The organism is Vibrio caribbeanicus ATCC BAA-2122, assembly GCF_000165125.1.
GTDB lineage: Bacteria > Pseudomonadota > Gammaproteobacteria > Enterobacterales > Vibrionaceae > Vibrio > Vibrio caribbeanicus.
Map to the genome: position 1 here is coordinate 1 of NZ_AEIU01000065.1, position 21,379 is coordinate 21,379.

Here is a 21,379-nt window from a genome sequence, read left to right on the forward strand (position 1 = left end):
TTCAGTGCGGGTTTTTTTGTAAATCTTGTGGTTTATGTTGTGCCCACAATACCCCGCGCGGTGTCAATAATGACCACGTTAATCAGGATAATCAGTGCGTTGATGTGAGCGTTTACATTCATGTTGTGTTTATTTTTTATTTGATCGCGGCTACCTGTCTCGGCAGCAAATTAAGTACATCTCTAGTGGTAACATACAATTCCGTGACATGACAAGAAAAATGTCACTCTTTTTTCACATTATTACTCTTTCTCATTGCGCTATATAACATTTTTGGTTGCAAAACAAACTAAGTATCAGAGAGATAGATACCAGTAGCGAGCATTTGGGAAAGGTTATGGGATTAGCAATAATTTATAGTCGGGCATGTATTGGTGTTGAAGCTCCTCAAGTAGCAGTAGAGGTTCATATTGGTAATGGCATGCCTGGTTTTACCTTGGTGGGTTTGCCTGAGACAACAGTAAAAGAGTCTCGAGATAGAGTACGTAGTGCGTTAATTAACTCACGGTTCGAATTTCCAGCGAAGCGTATTACCGTCAATTTAGCCCCTGCCGATTTACCGAAAGAGGGGGGACGCTTTGATTTGCCAATTGCTCTTGGGATTTTAGCTGCCTCTGAGCAGGTTCCTATGGATAAGCTCAATCAACACGAATTCATAGGTGAGCTAGCGTTATCTGGTGAACTTCGCAGTGTTAAAGGTGTTCTTCCTGCTGCATTGGCTGCCAATCGTGTCCAACGGCACTTAGTGGTTCCCGCTTGTAATGGTGAACAAGCTGCTTTGGTTGGTAAAGATCAGCACAAATCGGCACAAAGTCTTTTAGAAGTATGTGCCGATTTATTTGGTCAAAAAAGGTTATCGTTGCACTGTGCGACTAAAGCGACTCGACGTTCTCCACCAAAACAAGATTTGCGAGATATTATTGGTCAGCAGCAGGGAAAAAGGGCCTTAGAAATTGCGGCAGCGGGCAGTCATAACTTGCTGTTTATTGGTCCTCCGGGCACGGGAAAAACCATGCTTGCCTCTCGATTAAGAGACTTGTTGCCAGAAATGACGGATGACGAAGCCTTAGAGACAGCTTCGATCGCTTCTCTTACTCAACAGGAAATTACGGTCGAAAATTGGAAGCAGCGTCCATTTCGTTCACCGCATCATTCAAGTTCTATGGCCGCTCTAGTTGGAGGGGGAACAGTCCCTCGCCCGGGAGAAATATCACTGGCTCACAATGGATTACTCTTCCTTGATGAGATGCCTGAGTTTGAGAGAAAAGTTCTCGATTCACTAAGAGAGCCGCTTGAGTCTGGTGAAATTATTATTTCAAGAGCACAGGGTAAAACGAGGTTCCCCGCGAGGTTTCAGTTGGTTGGTGCACTAAATCCAAGTCCAACTGGTTATTATGAGGGGAACCAATCTCGGGTTAACCCCCAAACAATATTGCGTTATTTGAGTCGATTGTCGGGACCACTTTTAGATCGTTTTGATATGTCTTTAGAGATTCCTGCACTTCCTAAAGGTACCTTGACCCAAGGAGGAGAGCGTGGCGAGTCGACGCAAGACGTTCGGATGCGCGTCTGCCAAGCGAGACAGGTAATGCTCAACCGCTCCGGGGGGATCAATGCGCTACTTTCTAGTCGTGACATTGAGCGATATTGCCCGTTAAGACACGATGATGCGCACTTTTTAGAGAGCGCATTGCATCAATTAGGCTTATCAATTCGTGCTTACCATCGCATCATCAAGGTAGCGCGTACCATAGCGGATCTTGATGGCAGGGATAATATAGAGCGCTCCCATTTGGCAGAAGCGCTCGGGTATCGGGCCATGGACAGGCTATTGCGTCAGTTGACGGCTCAAACTGTGTGAGTAGATACCTTAGAATTGGTGGCTGAGGCCGACCGATACTAGCCACTGGTCTTCATTATAAAACTCGATGTTTGAGTCTGATTGTTTGAAGCCCGCAAAGGAAATCAGTGACCAATTTTGCCAGTTCATAATGTTTTTGTACTCGTAGGCGGCGAAAATACTCATCTCATCATCATTACGTGTTTTATTATAGATGGGGTGAGACGTTTGATAGTCTCTGTTTTTATAGCCAGCTGTAAGGGCAAGTTGATGGCGGTTAATGATTTTAAATAGCGACAGCTCTGTTCCCCATGATGTAAATGAGTTCGCATCGCCATCGGCGTTAGTTTTGATGTAGTTGATAGAGGGGATCAGGAATGTGGTTTTATTTAGGCTAAGCTTGTAGTCCCCCTTCAGATAGATACTTGTAGAATCACGTTTGAGCTGATTCGATTGTTCAACACTTAATCCGCTTTCTAACCCTGAGCGCTCATTTTCAATGTCTTTCACAGCGTAGGCCATATCTAGGCTAACTTGAGAGTTGGCAATATTGCCGAGCTTAAGTCGATAGGCATTACCTTTCTCGTCCGTCTCTTGACGGGCTTGATTGGTAACAAAAGGATCGCTCCATGTTTCACCCGACATAATCGTGGGCAGGAAAGAGGCATCAATCACTGTTCCATTTTCAAGCTGTTGCTTATAGCCTAGCTCTAGGGCTAAAGTACCGATGGCAATATCAGAGCGTGATGTGCCAGCATAAAACTGTTTGTCTAATTGACCGCCAAATGTATAGGCAACGCTACCCAGTGGCAATAACTGGGTTTCTTTGTCTTGCTCACCGTGAGTTGTGTTGTTTGTATTTACCGCATTAGCGTCGGTGTTAAAGTTTGAGTTGGTGGATTTGTATGCAGTGCTTAAGGAGACCTCTCCACTGATGCCTTTATTTTCTGAGAGTGCTGCCATTGCTGGCGATGCACTTAAGCATATTAATGAAAATAATAAGGGTTTGGTGTACATTGTTTGGTCTCCAATATTTGCAGGTTTATTAAGTTTTCTTCAATGTGCTAGTGCTCGAAACTTGAACGGTTCCTAGCGATAGATGATAGATACTTTTTACAGCCTCGTATGATTACATGCTGTTTTATTATTCAATAATGAATATTTATAAACTTTTATAAAATTGGCCGTTGAGCATATGTTGTTATTGTTAAATCTCATTCTCACCGTTATTTTTGTCACCTTGAGTGCAGCGTTGTGCTCACTCGCCATTTGTTTGGTTGCCATGCTCAAATTTTTATTGCCAGGTCAAAGAGCTAAAGGCAAAGCGACGCAACTGGCAAACAATCTTATGTGGTTGTGGGCAACCATTAACGCTGGAATCCTAAACATGTCTAATCGCATTGAGTGGGATGTAGAGGGCGGAGAAGATCTAAAAAAAGATGGTTGGTACCTTTTAATTAGTAATCATCTGAGTTGGACAGATATTGTTGTCTTGTGCTGTGTATTTAAAGACAGAATTCCCATGCCCAAGTTTTTTCTCAAGCAGCAGCTTTTGTATGTGCCATTTATTGGTATGGCTTGTTGGGCGCTAGATATGCCTTTTATGCGCCGATACTCTAGAGAGTATTTATTGCGCCATCCAGAAAAACGTGGTCAGGATCTGACCTCGACTAAGCGCTCATGTGCCAAGTTTAAGCATACCCCAACCACTGTCGTGAATTATGTCGAAGGTACTCGTTTTACGGAAGAAAAACAGGCACGAGGTTCATCAAATTACCAGTATTTGTTGCAGCCTAAAACAGGTGGTATTGCTTATACACTTGCTGCGATGGGAGATCAGTTTGACAGTATTATTGATGTGACATTGGCTTACCCAAATAATATTGAAAAGCCTTTTAAAGATGTGTTGATGGGCAGAATGACAAAAATTGTTGTTCGGATCCGTGTTTTCCCTGTGAGTCGCGAAATACGGGGCGATTATTTCAATGACAAGCCCTACAAGCAGCAGCTCCAAAACTGGCTTGGGCAATTATGGCGAGACAAAGATGAGCTGCTCAAAACTCTGTATCAGAGCAAGTAAGGCTGGATTCAAAAGGAGCAAATGCTCCTTTTGTTTATTTCAAAGTCAGGAGATAGTTGACCAGAGCGTAATACTCATCCAGCGTTTTCAATCCTTGTGTTTCAACTAGGTATCGGTCGTTAACAACAACCCCAGGAACCCCGGTTAAACCACTTTGTTCAAATTGTTTATCAAATCTGCGCACCATAGAGTCCACGGCAAAACCATTAAATGCAGCATCGAATTTTTTTGCGTCAACCCCGGCATCGATAAATATTTGGCGTAGCTCTTGGTCTGTTTTTGGTGGCTTGCGCATGTTCTGTACAATATCAAACATAATGGGAGTCATCTTGTCCTCAACTTTCAGAACAACCATAGTCGCGTAGGCTTTGCTCATCGATACGCCCATTTTACCACCCATGAAAGAAACATGACTTTTTTCAAATTGAGCGTTTTTGGGTAGCTGAGCTTTTAGGTTTTGAATGATAGGCTCAAATTGCGCGCAGTGTGGACAATAAAAGGAAAAAAACTCGGTCACTGTGGGGGTTTTTGATGCTTCACTATTCAGTATCTTGTAGTTCTGGCCGGCTTTAAATTGTGCGGCATGCGCTGATACACTGATAACAAAGGTTACCAATACAGCAAACAACTTCTTCATTTTAGGCTCCATGTTGACATTATTGACCTACCATTGAGGCGTTAATGATATCGGCGCTTCATTCAAAGCGGCGATTTGTTCTTTGAAAGCAAGTACCTGCCCTTCCCAATATTTTGCATCATTGAACCAAGGAAAAGCGAGAGGAAAAGCAGGATCTTGCCACCTTTTTGCTAACCAAGACATGTAATGCACCATACGTAGACCACGTAGAGGCTCTATTAGTTTCAGTTCTTGTGGATTAAAGTCGTTGAACTCTTGATAGGCTTCTAAGATGACATCTAGTTGCATAATCTTATCATGGCGCTCTCCGTTGAGTAGCATCCATAAGTCCTGTATGGCTGGCCCATTGCGTGCGTCATCTAAGTCCACAAACATCGGACCATCACGCCATAGAATATTACCCGGATGACAGTCACCATGAAGCCTCAGAGAAGTCACATCATCCGACCAATGATGCTCAATAGCCGTAATTAGCATGTCGAGGTCGTTAAAAAAGCTGCGCTCTAAATGAACGGGAATCATCTCGGAAGATTGCAATATGTTACGTGGCTGATAGAGGTACTCATTGAGATCAATGTTAGGTCTGTGCTCAAATTTACGCAGGCAGCCGATTTTGTGTATACGGCCAAGAAAACGACCGACACCTTCTAATTGCTCGATATTATCAACTTCGAATTGGCGTCCACCCACGCTGGCAAAGAGAGCAAAAAGGTAGCCTTGATAATGATGTAATGTTTTTCCTGCTATATGTAGCGGTGGTGCGACGGGAATTTCGGCATCGATAAGTTCCAAAGTAAAGCCATGCTCTTCTAAAATCTGCGCCTCACTCCAACGTTCGGGGCGATAAAACTTTACCACGTAGCGCTGACGGCTCTCATCAGAGAACTGGTAAACTCTGTTTTCATAACTGTTGAGAGCGAGAAAACCTGACTCCGCTCTAATTCCAATGCTTTCGATGGCATACCACATAAAATCAGGTGTTAGGGCATCGAAGTGAAAAGCGTTTTTAGTCATAAAGTGCTCACAATTGGTTCTTCAGAGCTTGGCTGCTTTCGCATGGCTCCGTTTATCAGACTCTGGCATGTTAGCACAGAGTGCGCTCCACTGCGTATACTCTATTCTGTGACTCTTATGCGGTTGCATTGGCGCTAGCTATTTTTAGGCCTAATTGTTGCTATAGCTTTTTTTATAAAACGACTTTCAGCACTCAGGGTAAAGTTATCCCCAGTGGACAACTGAAATTCGATCTTTGCAATCGGTGACTCCAGCTCATCGGCATTGATACCTAGGCTCATTGGTAAACTAAAGACTTCGCCAGGGTCAACACTGACAGACTGCTTACCATACCAAGACACATTCTTAAGTCCTTGAACACTTAACTGATATTCTTGGGTCTTTTGAGTTTTGTTGATGATCTTAAGCGTATAGGTATTTTCAATTTCACCAGCTTGGTTGATCCGAAATAGCTGATTTCTGTCACGCAGTACGGTGAGACCTGCTGGTTCAACGGTGGCGATTTGAGTAAAGAATAATCCGAGTATTAGCGCAAAAACAACACCATAACCAAGCAGTTTTGGCCGAGCAACTTTGGTTTTTTTCCCCGCTAGGCGATGTTCGGTTGTGTAGCTAATTAAGCCTTTTTCATACCCCATGCGGTCCATCGTATGATCGCATGCGTCGATACACGCGCCGCAGTTGATACATTCGTATTGAAGGCCATCACGTATATCAATGCCTGTTGGGCATACCTGAACGCACAGGTTACAATCAACACAGTCACCCAGACCTAAGCTTTTGTGATCGACCTTTTTGGAGCGTCCACCTCTTTGTTCCCCCCGTTTTGTATCGTAGCCGACAATGAAGGTGTCTTTATCAAACATGGCTGACTGAAAGCGAGCATATGGACAAATGTGGACACACATAATTGATCGCATCCATCCTGCATTGGCATAAGTGCAGCCAGCAAAAAATAACACCCAGAACACGGGCCAAAACTCACCATTAAAGGTAACAAAACTAATAACCAATTCCTTCATTGGTACAAAGTAACCCACAAATGTGATGCCCGTTGCTAAAGCAATCGCAAACCAAGCAAGATGTTTGAGTGTTTTGCGCATCATCAGGTTTGTAGTTAGTCGTTTAGAGTCTTGCAGCCGACGCTTGTTTGCGCTGCCTTCAAGTTTTTCCTCAAACCATATATACATAAATGTCCAGACGGTTTGTGGACATAGGTAGCCGCACCATACTCGACCAAGAAAGGTGGTTAAGAAAAACAATCCAAAGGCTCCAATCATAAACAGCAGAGCAAGTAAGGTCAGATCTTGTGGATAGAGCGTAGTGCCAAAAATATTGAATTGTTGCTTGCCAATATCGAGTAAAACGGCTTGCCTTTCTCCATAAGGTATCCATGGAATGACAGCAAAAAGGACCAGTAGCAACCAAGCTCCCAAACGCCTCATTCGTTGAAAATGCCCCTTACTTTCTCGGACGTATATTCTGTTGTTTGGATTAAATCTATCCCCTTTATTTTTATGAGTTTTGGGGTTAAATGTTTGTGCAGTCACATCCTTGATGTCGATCTTATCCTGACTCATGACGCTTCCTTACTATGCGGTAGGTGAGAATTCTGTTGTCCTCACTCGTAGTAACATTGCTTTTATTTATTTTAGTAAATTCTTATGCGTGGTGATTATATACCCAACAGCGGTTGTGTTTATTTGCACAAATCAAGCTTTAGTGACAAAGTTCGATGCAGTTACTGTAAAAAAACACCGAACAGTTTGCTGGGTTGGTGAGGAGGGGCTATCAAGCATTTCGAAGATGTTAAAGCCGTTTTTAGAACACCTCTTCGTTTAAGTAAAGGTGTTGTTGCTGATTTTCAGCTTACAAGTGTAAGCCATATGTGGCATACTGGTATTTTAGTTCATAATGACTTGAGAGTAGTGTAACCATGTCTGCCCATGACTCTGCCGAATACAAGCTCAAAGAAGAGATTGCGAACACACTGACTCATGCCCTTGGTATGGTACTCAGTATTGTTGGTTTGGTTCTTTTGTTGGCTAAATCCTTCGCCTATGATGCGGACGCCATGACGATAGCCAGTATGAGTGTCTATGGCGCGAGTATGATTATCCTTTTTTTGGCCTCTACGCTCTATCATGCAATTCCGTTTAAAAAAGCTAGGAGAGCTTTAAAAACGTTTGACCACTGTGCTATTTACCTCCTGATTGCAGGCAGTTACACGCCATTTTTACTCGTGAGCTTACGTACACCACTGGCCATGACGTTAATGGCCGTTATTTGGAGTATTGCTTTAATTGGTATACTGATGAAGCTGGCTTTTGTCTATCGATTTAAAAAGCTGTCTCTGGCGACCTATTTGATAATGGGGTGGTTGTCTTTGATCGTCATTTACCAACTGGCTCTTACCTTGTCTCTAGGTGGCCTTGTCCTGCTTGCACTGGGCGGCATTATTTACTCTGCCGGTGTTATCTTTTATGTCGCGAGAAAAATCCCTTATAACCATGCTATTTGGCACATTTTCGTCCTCGTGGGCAGTGCTTGTCATTTTTTTGCTATTTATCTGTATGTGGAACCAGTGTAGTGTATACCAAATGAGGTTAACGGCGCCAAAATGCAGGGAAAAACAGTACCAGTAAGGTTAAGATCTCAAGCCTGCCGAGTAACATACCAAAACTGAGTAGCCATTTAGCAGCATCAGGAAGGGGTGCGAAGTTTCCCTTTGGCCCTATAATTTCCCCCATCCCTGGACCGACATTGGCGACGGCTGTAATTGAACCTGAGATGCTAGTGATAGGGTCAAGCCCCATACCACTAAGTCCAGCGGCAATACCAATAACAGTGATGAGAAAAGTGAGGGCAAAGGCAACCACGGAACGAACGATATCATCATTGACAGGCCTATGGTTATAGCGCTGAACAAAGACTCCTGATGGATGAATCAATTTCATCATTTGTTTATTAAGGAGTGTAAAAGCGATTTGAAAACGAAAGATCTTAATACCGCCTGATGTTGAGCCAGAACAAGCACCAGCCATCATTAGAAAAGCAAAAAGAGTGGTGGGAAGTGCACCCCACGCGGTGAAATCTTCAAGCCCAAACCCTGTCGTGGTGACCACGGAGATAATATTGAACATCGAGACTCGGAGTGCATCGGAAATGTCGTAGCCATCACGTATCACAAGCCATGCGGAAATGATGACGCTGGTTGCGATAAATAGCGTGACGAATCCACGTACTTGAGCATCACTGACGAGTTCTTTGAATTGCCTTTTACGTATCGCAGAAACGAAGAGCAGGAAAGGTAACCCACCCAAAAACATAAAAATGATGGCCACCCAATGAGCACCATTAGAAAAATGATTCATTGAGCCGTCAGAGGTAGAGTAGCCACCAGTAGATAGAGTCGTAAATGCATGGTTGATCGCCTCAAAGAGACTCATTCCAGCCCATAGGTACCCCAAAATACACAAACCTGTTAGGGTCACATATACAGTGACAATGTTTTTCGCCACGGTTTTCGCTCTTGGACTACTTTTATCAGACCAATCTGAGGATTCTGTGTGGAATAGCTTCATTCCACCGACATTGAGAAGCGGTAAAATCGCGACCGCCATGACGATGAACCCTACACCACCAAGCCATTGTAAAATTGAGCGCCAGAGTAAAATGCTCGGAGCCATATTATCGAGCCCACTGAGAACGGTTGAACCCGTCGTTGTAATGCCAGACATGGTCTCAAAATAAGCATCGGTAAAGCTTATATGATTGATAAAAACAAAAGGTAAAGCGGCAAACGCACTGGCAATCGTCCAGACAAGACTGGTGATAAGAAACATATCCCTAACACCGAGACGAAACTCCTTAGTCCGCCCGATTGTAAGGCACAAAAAGGCAATCAGGTGAGTAATTAAAACGGCTTGGCCAAACTCAATAAACCCCGACGTTCTGGTCAAAAAGGCAACCAGTGTTGGAATATACATAAAAAGGGCCAGTTTGGAGAGCACTAGCCCAATGACAAAGAGGATTGGACGAAAATGAACCATGCTCCCTCCTAGAGGAAAAAGGGACTAGGTTGAAATAGAGCTTCAACGTCTGGCACGTACTTTTTATTTACCAAAAACATAACGACGTGGTCGTCTTGCTCAATCACAGTACGGTCGTGAGCGATCAACACTTCATCTCCACGCACGACAGCACCGATGGTTGTACCGGGAGGAAGCTTGATGTCACCCACTGCACGTCCAACCACTTTTGATGTGGACTCATCACCATGAGCAATAGCTTCGATAGCTTCCGCGGCACCGCGACGCAATGATGAAACGTTGACAATATCTGCTCGGCGTACATGGGTCAATAGCGCTGAGATGGTGGCCTGTTGGGGAGAAATGGCGACGTCAATCACCCCCCCTTGCACTAAGTCAACATAAGCGCTTCGTTGAATAAGAACCATTACTTTCTTGGCACCCATGCGTTTGGCGAGCATAGCCGACATGATGTTTGTTTCATCTTCATTTGTCAGTGCAATGAACACGTCCACTTGATCGATATTCTCTTCGGTGAGTAGCTCTTGATCAGCGGCATCGCCACAGAATACTATGGTATGTTCTAGCTCCTCAGATAGCTTTTCTGCACGTTGATAACTGCGTTCGATCAGTTTGACATTGTAAGATTGCTCAAGTCGTCCAGCAAGGTTGGCTCCAATGTTACCGCCACCGACAATCATAATCCTTCGATAGGGCTTTTCGAGGCGTTGCAGTTCACTCATGATCGAGCGGATGTGATTACTCGCCGCAACAAAGAACACTTCATCATCAGCTTCAATGACAGTGCTTCCTTGAGGTCTTATCGGATGACCTTGACGAAAGATAGCGGCAACCCGAGTATCAATGTGTGGCATGTGCTCACGAAGCGTCGAGAGTGCATTACCTACTAATGGCCCCCCATAGTAGGCTTTAACTGCGACGAGACTGACTTTTTTTTCTGCAAAGCTGACGACTTGTAGTGCACCTGGGTATTGGATTAAACGCTCAATGTAGCTGGTGACCAAATCTTCGGGGGCAATAAGGTGATCAACTGGAACCGCTCCTGATTGAAACAGCGCTTTTTTTTCCGCAAGATATTGTGGGGAGCGAATGCGTGCAATACGGTTGGGCGTGTTAAATAAAGAGAAGGCAACTTGGCAAGCTGCCATATTGGTTTCATCCATGTTGGTGACAGCAACAAGCATATCGGCATCTTGTGCGCCGGCATCACGTAACACATCGGGATGACTTGCATAGCCATTGACCACGCGAAGGTCATATTTATCTTGCAGTTCTCTCAGTCGGTCAGAATCACGATCAACAATGGTGATATCGTTATTTTCACCCACCAAGTTTTCGGCCAGTGTGCCACCTACTTGACCAGCACCCAAGATGATTATTTTCATAATGTTACCCGTTTAAATGCCCACAATACCGTTGTCATCATTGTTGTTATTTTGCCTTCTTTATGACGGCATAATAAAAACCGTCCATGTCTCGTTCACCAGGTAAAATTTGACGTCCTGGATTCTCTAACTTTGAGCCTATTAGGCTGGCTTCACAAGTGCGAGTCAAAAATGCTTTTACTTGGTCTTTGTTTTCTTGTGGTGTAATAGAACAAGTTGCATATACTAACGTACCCCCTGGTTTTAGTTGCTGCCACATCGCATCAAGGATCTCGCTCTGCAATTGCGCTAATGCATGAATATCCTCTGCTCTACGTAACCATTTGATGTCAGGGTGGCGGCGGATTACGCCAGTTGCTGAGCATGGTGCATCAAGTAGAATCCGGTCAAATTTCTCACCTTGCCACCATTCTTCAGGATTTCGCGCATCACCGCAAATTACAGTAGCGTTCAGCTGAAGTCTTTGCAAATTGTCGTGTACACGCTGTAGCCTAGTATCATCACAGTCAATCGCAACGACCTTACAATTTGGTGCTCGTTCAAGAATGTGCGCTGTCTTACCACCGGGGGCTGCGCAGCAATCGAGAATCAATTCACCATCTTGCGCATTGAGGAAGTCTGACGATAACTGCGCAGCGGCATCTTGTACAGACACCCAACCTTTATCAAATCCGGGTAATTGAGTGACGTCACATGGACTCAAAAGTTTGATCGCATCTTGAGCTTCCTCGTGTATTTCACACTCAATGCCTGATTCCTTCAATAGTTCAAGATAGTCTTGGCGTTGGTGGTGGTGTTGATTCACTCTCAACCACATCGGTGCTTTGGTATTATTCGCGGCAACAATCTGCTGCCAATCTGTGGGGTAACTTGCTTGGAGCAATTTAAGCAGCCAGCTCGGGTGTCCATATTTGCCCGCATCATGGCTGACCGCCTGAGCGTCAAGTTGCTCTTGGTTACGTTGGTAGTTGCGCAGCACGGCATTAATTAGCCCGCGTAGGCGTGGACCCTTAAGCGTTTTGGTCGCTTCTACGGTTTCACCGACCGCAGCGTGAGCAGGAATACGCATAAAGCTGAGTTGATACAGGCCAACCAAGATCAAATGGTGGAAGACTCGTTGCTTGCCTTTTAATGGTTTGTCCATTAACTGGTTTGCTGTCGACTCTAAACGCGGTAAGTAACGTAGAGCGCCGTAGCAAATTTCTTGCAATAACGCGTAATCCCGAGGTTTAATCGTTGTTTGCGCAGCAGGGAGAGCATTGGATAGAGAGTGGCCTTTATCGACCACTTGAAATAAGACGTTGGCAGCAGCAGCGCGGACATTCATCATGTTTATCCTAATGGTGAAGGAGTGTCTCCACTCCAAAATGTTCGTGTTATTGTGTCCAGAAGCGTCTGGACATGTCTAAATCGTTAATCCAGTAAGCTGCCGAGAGCGAACCAATCAGCGCGAGAATTCAAAACATCAGCGACAGGCATGGCTTTTTTCCCAGGCAGTTGTATATGTTCAAGAACCAATACTTGATCACCTGTTGTAACATAAATACCAGTTTTGTCTGCACGTATAATGTGGCCGGGCTGATGATCGACGTTCTGTTTTTCGACGCGGCTCTTCCACACTTTGATCGGCTTATCTGCGATAAAGAAGTGACTGATTGGCCAAGGATTAAAAGCACGAACACATCTCTCGATGTGAACAGCTGCATCGGACCAATTAATTTTTGCTTCTTCTTTGCTGAGCTTTTGCGCGTAATTGGCAAGTTTATCATCTTGTCGTTGTGGGATGGCCTTACCTTGGGCAATGTTAGATAGGCAGTCAATCAGAGCTTGGGGACCAAGTCCTGCCAGCTTTTCGTACATGGATGCACTGGTGTCTTGACTTTCTATCGGTGTCGTCGCAATTTCTAGCATATCGCCCGTATCTAGGCCGATATCCATTTGCATGATGGTGACGCCTGTCTCCTTATCTCCGGCCCAGATTGACCGTTGAATCGGCGCAGCACCTCGCCAGCGGGGTAGGATAGAACCATGAACATTGATACATCCAAGGCGAGGAGTATCCAGCACTGATTGTGGTAGCAAAAGACCGTAAGCGACAACGACCATGATATCAGCGTTGAGGTCAGTTAGCTCTTGTATCGTATGCTCAGATTTAAAGTTCTGCGGTTGAAAAACGGCTATATTATGTTCTAAAGCCATCTGCTTTACTGGGCTTTCGGTTAGCTTCTTGCCTCTGCCTGCAGGGCTATCTGGCTTGGTGTAAGCAGCAATAATTTCATGCTCCGAAGACAACAAAGCCGCCAAGTGACAGGCGGCGAAGTCCGGAGTACCAGCAAAAACAATTCTCAAAGGTTTGCTCAAAGTACCTTCCTTTTTCAATCAATGTTTTTAAGCGCGTTTGGCGTTTTTCTCATTAAAGCGTTTGATTTTGGTTAGCTTATCTTGGATACGTTTACGCTTAAGTGGTGATAGGTAATCGACAAATAGCTTACCTTCAAGGTGGTCCAATTCATGTTGGACACAGATAGCCAATAAATCATCAGCGTCGAAGGTAAACTCTTTACCGTCGCGATCGAGCGCCTTCACCGTGACTTCTGCCGCTCGCGGTACAAGTGCTCTGGCACCCGGGACAGATAGGCAGCCTTCTTCAATGCCATCTTCCCCGCGTTTGTCCAGAATCTCAGGGTTAATAAGCACCATAGGCTGATCGCGAGTCTCAGAGACATCGATAACGACAATACGTTTGTGGCAGTCCACTTGGGTCGCGGCAAGGCCAATACCTTCCTCGTCATACATGGTTTCTATCATGTCATCGACGAACTTTTGGATTTCAGGTGTGACGTTTTCGACGGGGGTTGCCACGGTACGAAGACGATCATCTGGAAATGTTAATACTTGTAATACAGACATATGCACTCAAAATGTTGAACTGAGTCGAATCAGGTTGAACTCTATTAGCTCAATTCTAGACATTTTGCTCATCAAATGACAGCATCAAAACACTTTTTGCACAATTTTATTAAGTTTTTTTGTATAAAACTGTCTTTTTAATAGTTAAAATCTATGGGAGGTCGGTTTTAAACTCTCTGTAGCCACAAATTAAGATACCTTGGTGATGATAAAGTCTATTTTGGGGCTCGTTGGAAAAAACCTTTTTGCTCCACTAACTGAGGAGTAACGTCATCGTGGATGATGAAGAACTCACGGCTTGGCTTTCATTGTACCTGACTCCACGTGTCGGCACTCAAACCTTTGCTCGCTTAATCGAAAAAAGCACACCACTGTCGATTTTTCAATCCGACGGCATTACGTTGCGACAATTAGGTTTGACCAATGAGCAAGTTTCTTGGCTGAAATGTAAAGTGAAAAACAAGGTGTCCGAGTGTCTGCAATGGCACCACAAATCTAACCAAAACCATATTGTTACATGGGAACACCCACATTATCCTCCGTTATTAAAACAAGCAAAAGATGCTCCGCCAATACTGTTTGTCAAAGGAGAAACCACGTGCTTAGCCGAACCTCAGATTGCTATCGTTGGTAGTAGGAATGCGAGCTCTGAAGGGTTAAATACCGCTTCAAACTTTGCAAAAGCGTTAGTGAAGAGAGGTCTTGTTGTTACCAGTGGTTTGGCTTTGGGTGTGGATGGGCATGCACATAACGGTGCGTTGCTCGGGGGAGGTAAAACCGTTGCTGTGTTAGGGTGTGGGCTCGGGAATGTGTATCCTGCCCAGCATCGAGGATTAGCGCAAAGAATTTTAGCCGAAAAAGGTGCGCTCGTTGCTGAGTTCCCGCCTTATGTGCAACCAAAGTCTTCTCATTTTCCGCGCCGTAATCGTATTATTAGCGGTTTATCTATGGCTGTACTTGTGATTGAAGCGGCTGAGAAAAGTGGTTCATTGATTACCGCACGATATGCACTTGATCAGGGGCGTGAGGTGATGGCGATACCTGGTTCGATTCATGATAGCCATGCTCGTGGTTGTAACCGACTGATACAACAGGGTGCAGCTCTCGTTCTTACTGTCGATGATGTGCTGAGTGAAATTGAAAGCTTGATGCGTTGGACTCATGACCAGAATTTGGTACCTGTTGACCTTCACAGCGATAAAATAGATGAAAAACAACCATTGCCATTTGCTGAACTGTTGGCTAACGTAGGAAGTAAGGCCGTGCCAGTTGATATTCTTGCAAGCAGGACCCATATACCTGTTCAGGAAGTCATGATGCAGCTTTTAGAGCTTGAGTTGTCAGGACATATTGTTGCAGTTTCCGGTGGCTACATTCGCAAGGGGAGGGGCTAGCTATGATGATGGATATCCTAATGTATCTATTCGAAACTTACATCCATAGTGATGCTGAGTTACAAGTCAATCAAGATGAATTAGAGGAAGAACTCGCGCGTGCGGGGTTTCATCAAAAAGACATATACAAAGCCCTTATTTGGTTAGAGGAGCTGGCTGCACTACAAAAGAGCGAGACTCATGCTGCTATTTCCGTCTGCAGTACGTCTAACTCGACTCGTATCTATACCCGTAAAGAGAGCGAGAGACTAAATCTTGAGTGTCGAGGCTTTATTACCTTCCTTGAGCAAGTCAATGTGCTAACTACTGAAACCCGAGAAATGGTGATTGATCGTATCATGGGACTTGAAACGGAAGAGTTTGAGCTCGATGACTTGAAGTGGATTGTGCTGATGGTGCTGTTCAATGTCCCAGGGAATGAAAATGCGTATACCTTGATGGAAGAGCTCTTGTATACTAAAGAGCAAGGTATTCTTCACTAGGTAGATTTCATACTACAATGTCATCCAAAAAAGACAATGCTTTGCTGAGTCAACGAAGCAAGGTGAAACAGTCGTGTCCTGAGTGTCAACAACAAGGACGTAAAGGGGTATTGGAGCCTCGCCGAGGCAAGCATGGCCCTTTTCTGATATGTTCAGAATGTGATTTCCTCAAACCATTGGGCAATCATGATGGCCATGTTGTTAAAGCACTCGGCGTTGCCTGTCCTCAGTGCCAAGCTGAACTTGTATTGCGACAAGGGCGATATGGTATGTTTATCGGCTGTAGTGACTATCCCCAATGTCAGCACATTGAGTCGGTAGAAAAACCTGAACCTGACCTTACCTGTCATTCTCATTTATGCCCTGAATGTGGCCTTGGCCAAATTGTGGAGAGAAAAAGCCGTTTCGGTAAAGTATTTTATGCGTGTGATAGTTTCCCGCAATGCAAGTTTACCCTGAATTTAAGCCCTATCTCAGGTGAGTGTGAACAGTGTCAATTTCCGTTGCTGGTGGAGAGGAAATCAGCAACGGGGAGTAAGTTGCAGTGTGCTAATAGAAAATGCAACGCTGTTCAAAAGGTGAGCTAATTGCCATACTCACTCAATGTTGAAGTATATTGATGTAAAGCTGGAAATGCATCGATATCTAAAAGGTTAGCAACCCTAGATAGCGTTTGCTTAAGACTATTGTTGTCATCACTACTCACATTAATGTGGCCCATTTTCCGCCCCGCTCGTTTTTCTTTGCCATACCAATGAATATGGCACCCTTCGATTGTCAGGATTTCGTTTGGCAAAACGTCTTCACCTAGGATATTTATCATGGAAGTCGGGCGAGTTAATGAGGTGCTACCCAGAGGTAATCCACACACGGCACGCAAATGGTTTTCAAATTGACAAGTTTCCGCGCCTTGCTGGGTCCAGTGCCCTGAGTTGTGGACACGAGGGGCAATTTCATTGACAAGTAATGTGCCATCTAGTTCAAAGAACTCGAGTGCCAACACGCCGACATAATCAAGCTCTTTTGCAGTAGCAGCAAATATGGCTTCAGCCTGTTGTTGTAACAGAGGTTCGTCAATCGCTGTAGAGAGTGCTAATACGCCATGCGTGTGAGTATTTTCTGCTAATGGATAGAGCGCGATATTACCGTCTTTTCCGCGTGTGCCGACGATGGAAACCTCACGTTCAAAAGATACAAATTGTTCAGCGACTATGGCTTGGTGGTTACCACTGGCAAGGCATTGAGCAATTTCTGGCCACACGGTTTCAATTTGGTCGTCTTTGGTTAAACGCCATTGACCTTTTCCATCATATCCACCCAAAGCACTCTTTAACACTAAAGGTAAACCAAGATGACTGATGGCACGATCAAAGTCTTCGCGTGTCTCTATAATGCAGTGTTGAGCATTGGGGACATTCGCTTTTTCAAGTAAGTTTTTTTCAACTCGGCGATCACCGCCCGCTTTGATGGCGCTGGCACTTGGGATAAGCTTGCCACTTTTTTCACATATTTCTAGTATATCATGAGGTATGTGTTCAAATTCGGCAGTGATGACGTCTACCTGTGCTATCGCATCTTCCAGCTCACATTTCAGACTTTGCTGAGTCAGTGGATGAACAATGTTGCCCGTATCAACATCAAGTGCTGAAATACGAATATTCAGTGGCGCGCCAGCTAAAGACATCATTCGAGCTAATTGACCAGAACCTAAAACTAGTACGTGCATTTGGTTAATCCTCTGCGGGGTTCGGGTTGGATAAGATCGTTTCTGTTTGCTCGTGGCGGAAAGCCTCTACTTTTGTCATCAGGTCATCGTCACAAGTTGCGAGGATCTGCGCGGCTAAAAGCCCAGCATTGGCCGCTCCTGCTTCCCCGATGGCGAGTGTTCCGACAGCGACACCTTTAGGCATTTGAACAATTGAAAGTAATGAGTCCATGCCTTTTAAAGCTCGCGATTGGACAGGCACACCAAGGACTGGAAGTGAGGTAAAAGCCGCTGCCATTCCTGGTAAATGGGCGGCTCCGCCAGCGCCCGCGATGATGACTTTGATTCCGCGTTCTTTGGCGCTGCTGGTGTAATCAGCAAGAAGTTGAGGTGTTCTGTGCGCGGATACAACTTTTGCTTCATAAGAGATGCCGAACTTGTCGAGCATTTCTGCAGCGCATTTCATTGTTGGCCAATCCGATTTTGAACCCATGATGATACCGACCTTCATCTCAAACTCCTTCAAGGCTGTTGTCGTGGTGAGTGGATAAGTTTGTGCGCATTATACGTTGTTTTTTCTATCAAGCAAACGTTTGCTTTTTTTGGTGTGCGTACCACTGGCGAAGCTCACGATGGAAGGCATAGTATTTACAGTATTTTGCCGATGCACCCTGCTCGTTGAGCTCTAGGATTAGACGTTGCATAGTACTATAATCCTGCGTAGGTCAACTTGTTAAGTAACTATTATCCAATAAAAAATAAGCCTCGTTTGTTGTGGAATAAAGCCAACGTGGTTTACGCTCCTTGTCGGTATCAATGTGATAAGAGTGAGGTTTTGGTTTGGTCGAAAGAGTGTGTAATCGTGTAAGAAAGCCGCTACTCTTTAGCGGCGCAGATCATATTGCTTTTAAAGCTCGGCGTATGGTTGAGTAATTTTTTGGTGTATTCGATGCGCCTCGCTCTATTTGAGACGTAACAAGATTAAAACTATTGAGACGGGGATAACCCCGCATTTAAAGGAAGTCGTATGTCGGCGATAGACAAAAACGCTGTGAAAGCATTTTTAATGGAACTACAGGATTCGATTTGTCAGCAATTGGAACGAGTTGATGGACGTGCTGCATTTGAAGAGGATGAGTGGCATCGTGAGCCTGGAGAAAAGCTAGGTGGTGGTGGTCGAACCCGGGTGTTACGCAATGGCGCAATATTTGAACAAGGAGGGGTTAATTTTTCTCACGTAGCTGGTGCCCAAATGCCTGCGTCAGCAACAGCGCATAGGCCTGAGTTAGCGGGGCGTAGATTTGAGGCTATGGGGGTATCTTTAGTTATGCATCCGAACAACCCTTATGTACCTACATCCCATGCTAATGTGCGATTTTTTATTGCGGAGAGTGAAGGAAAAGAACCTATTTGGTGGTTTGGGGGAGGGTTTGATCTTACGCCTTTTTACCCTTTTGAGGAAGACGCTCGTGATTGGCACAACATTGCTAAGGAATTGTGCTTGCCATTTGGAGAGGATGTCTATCGGCAACACAAAGAATGGTGTGATGACTATTTTTTTCTGCCACATCGAGACGAGACTCGGGGTATCGGGGGGCTCTTTTTTGACGACTTAAATCATTGGCCATTTGAGAAGTGTTTTGATTACATCAAAGCGGTGGGCGATGGTTATACAAAAGCCTACCTGCCTATTGTGGAAAAAAGAAAGTCGATTGAATTTGGAGAACGTGAACGCCAATTTCAACTCTACCGTCGTGGTCGCTATGTTGAATTTAATCTAGTGTACGATCGGGGTACCTTGTTCGGCCTGCAGAGCGGAGGGAGGACAGAGTCGATTCTGATGTCAATGCCACCTCTAGCACGTTGGGAATATAACCATCAGATCGAAGATGGTTCACCCGAGGCTGAGCTTTATGAGTATTATCTCAAACCTAGAGAGTGGTAAAAGAGAAATATTCTTTTACGGTGGATAAGATAGTGATAGGGTCATCTTTAATTGATGGGCCTATTTCGGAATTAAAGCACATGATTCAGCAAATTGATCGTTATGCCGTATTCGGTAATCCAATCGGACACAGTAAATCACCATTCATTCATAGCTTGTTTGCCCACCAGACGGCTGATTCATTGGTATACACCGCGGAGACAGCTCCGGTTGACGGTTTTGTTAAGACTGTTAAAGCTTTTTTTGCTGACGGCGGGAAAGGGTGCAACGTGACAGTGCCTTTCAAAGAAGATGCCTATCGATTCGCCAGTTGTCTTACCGAGCGCGCAGAGCTTGCTGGTGCGGTCAATACATTAAAGTTGCTTGATGACGGTAATATTATTGGTGACAACACAGATGGCGCAGGGTTGGTGCAAGACCTAATCCAGCACAGGGTGTTATTAAAGGGCAAACGTATTCTTGTGATTGGTGCCGGTGGTGCAGCAAGAGGGGTGATACAGCCATTACTTGAACAACAACCGCATTCTCTCACGATCACTAACCGAACCTTTAACAAAGCCCAACGATTGGCTGAGTTGTTTGTCTCCCATGGTTCTGTCGTTGCTAAAGAAATGGAGTTGATAGAGGAACAATTTGATGTAATTATCAATTCTACTTCTGCTTCATTAAATGGTGAGCTTCCTGCCATCTCTGCCGCGATATTTTCCCCTGATAGTGTGAGCTACGACATGATGTATGGAAAAAATTTGACCTCTTTTAATCAGTGGGCGAAGGAGCAGGGCGTCGATAACACTTATGATGGGCTTGGGATGTTAGTGGGTCAAGCGGCTGAAAGTTTTATGTTATGGCGCGGTTTACGCCCGGAGACAAAGCGGGTGCTTGGCGAACTGAGAAAGAGCCTTGACGAGGATAAACAATGAACCAGTCGATTTTATTTCCGGATATACAGGCGTGGGATGATGGATCACAGTCAGTACGCTTTACTGCACAACAAGCCGGCGCCTTGATTGAATGCTCTGTAACAAAACAAAAGCTAGAGCAGCTAAGCAGTTCTGTGATTGAGAGTGAGCAAGTAGCAATTGACGTGTTTGTAGATTATCGGTTCGACTTAGAAGAGATAGCAGAATCGCTCATCGAGGATGAGGCCTTTAATAGTAAAGGCCATATCATCATTAACTAACCTAGCGAGTTATGCCTTTAACCTCGCTTAGATAGTCGTTTTTGTTTTGAACATAGTTGTCCGCTGACTTTTTAAGAAAAGCACGCTCCTTATCGGTTAAAAGACGTGCTTGTTTGACTGGGCTTCCAACATAGAGATAGCCACTTGTAAGTGTTTTTCCTGGTGGCACTAAACTTCCTGCACCAATCATCACTTCTTCTTCAATGGTTACGCCATCGAGAACGATAGCCCCCATACCAACTAGAACCCGATCTTTTATCGTGCAGCCGTGAAGCATAACTTTATGTCCAATAGTGACATCGTCGCCTATAACAAGTGGATACCCGTCTGGGTTGTCTGAATTTTTGTGGGTAACGTGTAAAACGCTACCATCTTGGATATTGGTTCTTTGGCCGATACGGATATGATTAACATCACCACGTGCAGCAACAAATGGCCAAACACTAGAGTGTGGGCCAATTTTGATGTCACCAACGAGTACGGCACTTTCATCAATATAAACGTTATGTGCTATATCAGGGCAAATTCCTTTATAACTGCGGAGATAATTCATAATCTTTCCTTAAATGACGGATTATGCGTCATTTTTAGCAGAGAAAAATGGCAAAAATAGAGTGTTTTGCATAGAAAACACTCAAACGATAAAAAAATCAAAAAAAATACCAAAAAGAGCTTGCCAATGTGAACGCGATCTCTATAATGCCCCCTCGCTGACACGGCAAGGCTTCAAAGAGAGTTTCTCTTCCATAAGCATC

At 44.6% G+C, this 21,379-nt stretch carries 22 protein-coding genes; 9 read left to right on the plus strand and 13 right to left on the minus strand.

Annotation, left to right across the window (positions count from 1 at the left end):
- Positions 1-337 precede the first annotated feature (337 nt).
- Positions 338-1,861, plus strand: a complete 1,524-nt coding sequence (locus RH40_RS07495; protein WP_009600830.1) for a YifB family Mg chelatase-like AAA ATPase — start codon at positions 338-340, stop codon at positions 1,859-1,861.
- Positions 1,862-1,870: 9 nt separating this feature from the next.
- Here RH40_RS07495 and RH40_RS07500 read toward each other — a convergent pair whose 3' ends face one another.
- Positions 1,871-2,857 carry a DUF2860 domain-containing protein gene (locus RH40_RS07500; RefSeq protein WP_039954419.1) on the minus strand — a complete coding sequence of 329 codons (987 nt, stop codon included), beginning with the start codon at positions 2,855-2,857 and terminating at the stop codon, positions 1,871-1,873.
- Between the two features lie 178 nt (positions 2,858-3,035).
- Between RH40_RS07500 and yihG the strand changes: the two genes are divergently transcribed.
- Positions 3,036-3,920 (plus strand): 1-acylglycerol-3-phosphate O-acyltransferase, YihG family, encoded by an 885-nt coding sequence (gene yihG, locus RH40_RS07505; RefSeq protein WP_039954423.1) that lies wholly within the window; start codon positions 3,036-3,038, stop codon positions 3,918-3,920.
- Between the two features lie 34 nt (positions 3,921-3,954).
- On the opposite strand, the gene RH40_RS07510 is transcribed toward yihG, so the two are convergent.
- From RH40_RS07510 to ccoG, 3 genes are all read right to left on the minus strand, one after another.
- Complete coding sequence (locus RH40_RS07510) at positions 3,955-4,557, minus strand: thiol:disulfide interchange protein DsbA/DsbL (protein WP_009600834.1); 603 nt, start codon at positions 4,555-4,557, stop codon at positions 3,955-3,957.
- A 27-nt stretch (positions 4,558-4,584) separates the two neighbouring features.
- Entirely contained in the window at positions 4,585-5,571 is a 987-nt protein-coding gene (locus RH40_RS07515; RefSeq protein ID WP_009600835.1) for a serine/threonine protein kinase, read from the minus strand.
- A 134-nt stretch (positions 5,572-5,705) separates the two neighbouring features.
- Complete coding sequence (gene ccoG / locus RH40_RS07520; RefSeq protein ID WP_009600836.1) at positions 5,706-7,151, minus strand: cytochrome c oxidase accessory protein CcoG; 1,446 nt, start codon at positions 7,149-7,151, stop codon at positions 5,706-5,708.
- Positions 7,152-7,507: 356 nt separating this feature from the next.
- Here ccoG and trhA point away from each other — a divergent pair, with 356 nt between their 5' ends.
- Positions 7,508-8,161 carry a PAQR family membrane homeostasis protein TrhA gene (trhA, locus tag RH40_RS07525; protein WP_009600837.1) on the plus strand — a complete coding sequence of 218 codons (654 nt, stop codon included), beginning with the start codon at positions 7,508-7,510 and terminating at the stop codon, positions 8,159-8,161.
- A gap of 16 nt (positions 8,162-8,177) precedes the next feature.
- On the opposite strand, the gene RH40_RS07530 is transcribed toward trhA, so the two are convergent.
- The 5 genes from RH40_RS07530 to def form a co-directional block, all read right to left on the minus strand.
- A complete protein-coding gene (locus RH40_RS07530; protein WP_009600838.1) occupies positions 8,178-9,623 on the minus strand; it encodes a TrkH family potassium uptake protein in 1,446 nt (481 codons plus the stop codon).
- An 8-nt stretch (positions 9,624-9,631) separates the two neighbouring features.
- Positions 9,632-11,008 carry a Trk system potassium transporter TrkA gene (gene trkA / locus RH40_RS07535; protein ID WP_009600839.1) on the minus strand — a complete coding sequence of 459 codons (1,377 nt, stop codon included), beginning with the start codon at positions 11,006-11,008 and terminating at the stop codon, positions 9,632-9,634.
- 46 nt (positions 11,009-11,054) lie between these two features.
- Positions 11,055-12,335 carry a 16S rRNA (cytosine(967)-C(5))-methyltransferase RsmB gene (gene rsmB, locus RH40_RS07540; protein WP_009600840.1) on the minus strand — a complete coding sequence of 427 codons (1,281 nt, stop codon included), beginning with the start codon at positions 12,333-12,335 and terminating at the stop codon, positions 11,055-11,057.
- Between the two features lie 86 nt (positions 12,336-12,421).
- On the minus strand, positions 12,422-13,369 hold the full coding sequence (gene fmt / locus RH40_RS07545) for a methionyl-tRNA formyltransferase (RefSeq protein WP_009600841.1): 948 nt from the start codon (positions 13,367-13,369) through the stop codon (positions 12,422-12,424).
- Positions 13,370-13,396: 27 nt separating this feature from the next.
- A complete protein-coding gene (gene def, locus RH40_RS07550; RefSeq protein WP_009600842.1) occupies positions 13,397-13,918 on the minus strand; it encodes a peptide deformylase in 522 nt (173 codons plus the stop codon).
- 275 nt (positions 13,919-14,193) lie between these two features.
- On the opposite strand from def, the gene dprA reads away from it, so the two are divergent.
- The 3 genes from dprA to RH40_RS07565 are packed head-to-tail and all read left to right on the plus strand — an operon-like array spanning position 14,194 to position 16,381.
- Positions 14,194-15,312, plus strand: a complete 1,119-nt coding sequence (gene dprA / locus RH40_RS07555) for a DNA-processing protein DprA (protein ID WP_009600843.1) — start codon at positions 14,194-14,196, stop codon at positions 15,310-15,312.
- Between the two features lie 2 nt (positions 15,313-15,314).
- A complete protein-coding gene (locus RH40_RS07560) occupies positions 15,315-15,794 on the plus strand; it encodes a DUF494 family protein (RefSeq protein ID WP_009600844.1) in 480 nt (159 codons plus the stop codon).
- Positions 15,795-15,811: 17 nt separating this feature from the next.
- On the plus strand, positions 15,812-16,381 hold the full coding sequence (locus RH40_RS07565; protein WP_009600845.1) for a DNA topoisomerase family protein: 570 nt from the start codon (positions 15,812-15,814) through the stop codon (positions 16,379-16,381).
- Here RH40_RS07565 and RH40_RS07570 read toward each other — a convergent pair.
- From RH40_RS07570 to RH40_RS21155, 3 genes are all read right to left on the minus strand, one after another.
- The gene (locus RH40_RS07570) at positions 16,378-17,520 is read right to left on the minus strand and encodes a 5-(carboxyamino)imidazole ribonucleotide synthase (RefSeq protein WP_009600846.1); all 1,143 of its coding nucleotides are present in this window, start codon (positions 17,518-17,520) and stop codon (positions 16,378-16,380) included. The two genes, RH40_RS07565 and RH40_RS07570, sit on opposite strands and share 4 nt — an antisense overlap.
- Before the next feature lie 4 nt (positions 17,521-17,524).
- Positions 17,525-18,010, minus strand: coding sequence for a 5-(carboxyamino)imidazole ribonucleotide mutase (gene purE, locus RH40_RS07575; RefSeq protein ID WP_009600847.1), 486 nt, complete (start codon positions 18,008-18,010; stop codon positions 17,525-17,527).
- Between the two features lie 70 nt (positions 18,011-18,080).
- Entirely contained in the window at positions 18,081-18,203 is a 123-nt protein-coding gene (locus RH40_RS21155) for a hypothetical protein (protein ID WP_009600848.1), read from the minus strand.
- A 323-nt stretch (positions 18,204-18,526) separates the two neighbouring features.
- Between RH40_RS21155 and hemF the strand changes: the two genes are divergently transcribed.
- The 3 genes from hemF (at position 18,527) to RH40_RS07590 (ending at position 20,624) form a co-directional block, all read left to right on the plus strand.
- On the plus strand, positions 18,527-19,444 hold the full coding sequence (gene hemF, locus RH40_RS07580; protein ID WP_009600849.1) for an oxygen-dependent coproporphyrinogen oxidase: 918 nt from the start codon (positions 18,527-18,529) through the stop codon (positions 19,442-19,444).
- 80 nt (positions 19,445-19,524) lie between these two features.
- A complete protein-coding gene (gene aroE / locus RH40_RS07585) occupies positions 19,525-20,364 on the plus strand; it encodes a shikimate dehydrogenase (RefSeq protein WP_009600850.1) in 840 nt (279 codons plus the stop codon).
- Complete coding sequence (locus RH40_RS07590; protein WP_009600851.1) at positions 20,361-20,624, plus strand: DUF1488 family protein; 264 nt, start codon at positions 20,361-20,363, stop codon at positions 20,622-20,624. The genes aroE and RH40_RS07590 overlap by 4 nt, the downstream gene beginning before the upstream one ends.
- A 1-nt stretch (position 20,625) precedes the next feature.
- Here the strand turns inward: RH40_RS07590 and RH40_RS07595 are convergent, their stop codons facing one another.
- The gene (locus RH40_RS07595) at positions 20,626-21,177 is read right to left on the minus strand and encodes a gamma carbonic anhydrase family protein (RefSeq protein ID WP_009600852.1); all 552 of its coding nucleotides are present in this window, start codon (positions 21,175-21,177) and stop codon (positions 20,626-20,628) included.
- Between the last annotated feature and the right edge of the window lie 202 nt (positions 21,178-21,379).